Here is a 3572-nt window from a genome sequence, read left to right on the forward strand (position 1 = left end):
CAGGCCGGCCGCGCCCGGCATCGGGAGCTTCTCCTTGTCGAACCACGCCAGCGATTCGCCGGTGAGGACGCCGCCGGCGGAGCAGCCGAAAATGCCTATGTGGTTGGCCGGCATGCGCTCGAGTGCGGCGCGGTAGACAGCGGCGACATCTTCGCTGGCCGCAGGGAATTTATGCTCCGGACCTTGTCGATACTCCACCGCGATGACCGTCGCGCCCGTCATCGCGGCCACCGGGATCGCTTCGAGCAGGCCAAGACTGTCGGCGCGCCCGAACACAAACGCACCGCCGTGCAGTTCGATCAGCAGGCGTTGCGCGGCCGGATCGGTTGGCGCACTGCGGGGCTGCACGCGAACCACCGGGACGCCGTTCCAGGTTTCGTTGTGCAGCTCCACCGGGTAGCGCTTGCGCAGCGCGGCGATCTCGCCGTACGCCCACTGATCGGCGCCCTTGCGGATGTGGTCGAGCTGCGCGAGTACGGCCGCGTTGTCCAGTTTTGCGGTGGGGTCGCCATGGATGACGGCGCTGCGCACGCTGGTCCGCGCCTCCGGGCTGAGATAAGGAGAAAGGGGCAGGGCAAAGCTGGGAACCTGGCGTACGCCTTCATCCACCGCGCGGTCCACCGCCGCTGCGGGCATGCTCATTGCCAGGCCGATGGCAACGGCCAACCCAAGGCATGACTTCCTGATCCACGTGCGCATCAAACCGTCCTTGTCGTCGAGAGGCGCACAGCATACCGTCGGGTACGGCGCGCCGTCGCGCCATTCTCGCGCCCTTGATTCGGGCCCGCCTAGAATGCGGCCTATGAGCAGCCCACCCCTCCATGCCCTCGTGTACGTCAGCCATGCTGCCGGTAAGCTCGACAACGGCTACCTCGACAGCATCATGGTCGACGCCATGGCCCTCAACCAGGTCGCCAAGGTTACCGGCGTGCTGCTTTYCGATGGCGAGCGCTTTCTGCAGTACATGGAAGGCAGCGAGGCGGCGGTGTCGGCGGCTTTTCTCCGCGTGCAGCGCTCACGTCGGCATTCGGGTATCCGCGTGTTGATGCGCGGCGAGGTGGCACAACGGTATTTTTCGAAGTGGTCGATGGCCTGCCGCCATACTGAGGCCTCGATCCTGCAGCGCATCGAGCGCAGCCGCTGGGAGTCGAGGATGCTGCCGCAGATATCAACCGACCGTAGCGATAACGACGGTCTGGCGCTGCTGATGCAGTTCTGGTCTGACGAGGGCTGAGCCGGGAGGTGTGCCGATGCGCGTCAATTGCGTGTCAGCACGTGCCGCGCAACTCTCGCCACGCGTTTACATCGGTGCGGCGATGCTGGGTGCCTGCCCAAGGAGATCCACCCATGCACAGCAACGCCCTCGAACTGCCCACTGAGCCCACTGGTCAAACCGTGCCCGGGGCGCCGCAGGAGCCACTTCCGGCGCCCACGCCGGTGGAAGCACCGGTGACCCCGGACCCGCCGGCGCAGGATCCACCCCGTGAAGTACCGCCCGAGCGCGACCCGCCGCCAGCCGACGCGCCGGTGGAAGATCCGCCGGCACCGGGCCACGCGCCTCAGCCCGGCGGCTGAATGCTTCAGCGCGGTGTGGGTGGCTTTTCGTAGTCGTCCGGACTCACTTCGCCTTTGCCGCTGCCCTGGTCGGGCATGTCCTTGTCCTTCCAGCGCGCTGAATCGTTGCGCGTCTTGTCCGGGGTAAACGCCTTCTGCTGATCATCTTCAGGATTGCCGGATACCGGCTGGTCGGTGTTCATCGGTGCGCTCCAACAGGTGGTGTGGGCAGACGCTCCGCCTGTACGGGTGAACGTTCTGTCGCCACGCATGGACACGCCCCACACGTCGAAGTCACGGCCCCGGTACGCCGCACGCGTTAACAAGGCGGTACCTATCTGCTGGAGCACTGCATGCGCGCCTTGACCTACCACGGCAGCAAAGACGTTCGGGTCGACACCGTCCCCGATCCGGTGCTGGCCGCGCCGGACGACCTGATCCTGCGCGTGACCGCCACCGCCATCTGCGGCTCGGACCTGCATCTGTATCGCGGCAAGATTCCCGACCTGCACACCGGCGATGTGCTGGGCCATGAGTTCATGGGCATCGTCGAAGAAGTCGGGGCAGGGGTGAGCGACCTGCGCCCGGGCGACCGGGTGGTGATTCCCTTCGTGATCGCCTGCGGCGAGTGCTTCCACTGCCGGCTTACCGAATTCGCAGCATGCGAGACCACCAACAGCGGCAAGGGCGCGGCGGTCAATCAGAAAGGCATCCGCCCACCGGCGGCGCTGTTCGGCTACAGCCATCTGTACGGCGGTGTATCCGGAGGGCAGGCCGAATTCGTGCGTGTGCCCAAGGCCAACGTCGGACCGCTGCGCATCCCCGACGGCCTGTCCGACGAACAGGTGCTGTTCCTGTCCGATATCCTGCCGACCGGCTACCAGGCCGCGCTCAATGCCGGGGTCAAGCCAGGCTCCACCGTGGCGATCTTCGGCGCGGGTCCGGTCGGTCTGATGAGCGCGGCGTGCTGCCGCCTGCTGGGCGCGGAGACGATCTTCATGGTCGATCATCTGCCCTACCGGCTGGCCTTCGCCCAGCAGACCTACGGCGTTACGCCGATCGACTTCACCCAGGTAGGGGATCCGGCCGAGTACATCGTGACCCAGACCAACGGTCGTGGCGTGGATGCCACCATCGAGGCCGTGGGCTTTGAAGCCGAAGGCAGTGCGCTGGAGTCGGCCTTGACCACGCTCAAGGTGGAGGGCAGCAGCGGCGTGGCGATCCGGCAGTGCATCGCCGCCACGCGCCGTGGCGGCACGGTCAGCATTCCCGGCGTATACGCTGGTTTCGTGCATGGTTTCCTGCTCGGCGACGCGTTCGACAAAGGGCTCACCTTCAAGATGGGCCAGACYCACGTGCAGCGGCTGATGCCGGAGCTGCTCGACCATATCGCCGAGGGCAACCTCGATCCGGGCGTGATCGTCACCCATCGCATGGCGCTGGAAGATGCGGCCAAGGGGTATGAGATCTTCGACCGCAAGCAGGAGGATTGCCGCAAGGTGATCCTGACGCCCTGACATGGCCACCGTCGTGGACATCGCCGCCTCCCGCGTCGCAACGCCGTTGCTGGTGCGCCAGGCGCGTGACTGGCTGGCCCGGCAACCGGCACTCCCACCCCCGGGCGGTGGCGATACGCTGCTGCGCTGGCAGTCGCTGGCACAGATCGCCGCGCAGGATCTGTGCCTTGCCAAGGTATTGGAGGCGCACTACGACGCGCAGGCGATCCTGCAGGAACTGGGCGCAGGTCCGCCCGAGCGCGGACAACTCGGTGCGGTATGGGCCGCCGAAGGGCCGGCCGCGACGCTGGCGTTCGATGCGCAGCAGGGCACGTTGAGCGGCGACAAGCCGTGGTGCTCAGGTGCGGAGTGGGTCGACTTCGCTCTGGTGACGGTGCGTGACGGCACGCAATCGCGGTTGTTCCGCGCTGATCTGCGCAATGCCCGCCTCGGCTGCCAGGCACAGGACTGGCAGGCCACCGGCATGGGGCGCGTGCCCAGCAGTACCGCGCACTTCCGGCA

General features: G+C 66.8%; 5 protein-coding genes and 1 pseudogene. 4 read left to right on the forward strand and 2 right to left on the reverse strand.

The features are described 5' to 3' along the window. On the reverse strand, window positions 1–642 hold a 642-nt coding region (locus AC1DQP_RS18155), incomplete at its 3' end, for an alpha/beta hydrolase fold domain-containing protein (RefSeq protein ID WP_478052164.1). 160 nt (window positions 643–802) lie between these two features. Between AC1DQP_RS18155 and AC1DQP_RS18160 the strand changes: the two genes are divergently transcribed. Next, complete coding sequence (locus tag AC1DQP_RS18160) at window positions 803–1234, forward strand: BLUF domain-containing protein (protein ID WP_478052165.1); 432 nt, start codon at window positions 803–805, stop codon at window positions 1232–1234. A gap of 113 nt (window positions 1235–1347) precedes the next feature. Next, complete coding sequence (locus AC1DQP_RS18165; protein WP_457319649.1) at window positions 1348–1575, forward strand: hypothetical protein; 228 nt, start codon at window positions 1348–1350, stop codon at window positions 1573–1575. Between the two features lie 5 nt (window positions 1576–1580). Here AC1DQP_RS18165 and AC1DQP_RS18170 read toward each other — a convergent pair whose 3' ends face one another. Then, complete coding sequence (locus AC1DQP_RS18170; RefSeq protein WP_457319648.1) at window positions 1581–1757, reverse strand: hypothetical protein; 177 nt, start codon at window positions 1755–1757, stop codon at window positions 1581–1583. Between the two features lie 150 nt (window positions 1758–1907). Here AC1DQP_RS18170 and AC1DQP_RS18175 point away from each other — a divergent pair, with 150 nt between their 5' ends. After that, window positions 1908–3071 (forward strand): zinc-dependent alcohol dehydrogenase, encoded by a 1164-nt coding sequence (locus AC1DQP_RS18175; protein WP_256773916.1) that lies wholly within the window; start codon window positions 1908–1910, stop codon window positions 3069–3071. Window position 3072: 1 nt separating this feature from the next. Further along, window positions 3073–3572, forward strand: a pseudogene (locus AC1DQP_RS18180) (dehydrogenase); the annotation flags it as partial.

This window comes from Stenotrophomonas sp. P5_A8 (genome assembly GCF_056400545.1).